Raw genomic sequence first — 623 nt, 5'->3', positions numbered from 1 at the left:
CTGGCGGGTTGCGTCGGCGCGCCGCCCGGCCTCGACTTCGATTTCCGCAACAACCCGATTTCGGGCGCCCGGACCGAGACGGCGCCGCGGCCCGAACCCGACGCCCGCGGCCTGATCACCTATGAGAGCTACCAGGTCGTCGTCGCCCGGCAGGGCGACAGCGTGGCGGACGTGGCGAACCGGATCGGCCTGACGCCGCAGGAACTGGCCAGCTACAACGGCCGGAGCGCGGGCGACGCGCTGCGCGGGGGCGAGGTGCTGGCCCTGCCGCGCATGGTGAGCGGCCCCGGAGGGCAGGCAACCGACATCGCCTCGATCGCGCGCGGCGCGATCGACGAGGCCGAGGCGGTCCGCGGACCCGTGGCGGGCACCGCCACCCAGCCCGGCGTGGAGCCGGTGCGCCACCGCGTCGGCCGTGGCGAGACGGCCTATTCCATCGCGCGCCTCTACGGCGTTTCGGTGCGCGCGCTGGCGGAATGGAACGGGCTCGGCCCCGACCTCGCCGTGCGCGAGGGACAGTACCTGCTGATCCCCATCGTGCTCGACGACGATGTCAGGCAGGTCTCGGCCGCGCCTCCGGGCGCGAGCGTCGCGCCGGCGCCGCCCTCGGCCGCCGAGCCGCT

At 75.4% G+C, this 623-nt stretch carries 1 protein-coding gene; it reads left to right on the top strand.

Annotated features, from left to right (window positions below; translation table 11 throughout):
* Positions 1-623 (top strand): LysM peptidoglycan-binding domain-containing protein (locus tag P6F26_RS19595; RefSeq protein ID WP_278030393.1); only part of this gene is annotated, 623 nt, incomplete at both ends.

Source organism: Roseicyclus salinarum (genome assembly GCF_029624655.1).
Classification (GTDB): Bacteria; Pseudomonadota; Alphaproteobacteria; order Rhodobacterales; family Rhodobacteraceae; genus Roseibacterium; species Roseibacterium salinarum.
Note: the sequence above shows the minus strand (reverse complement) of the source record. Positions and strands in the feature narration are given on the sequence as shown.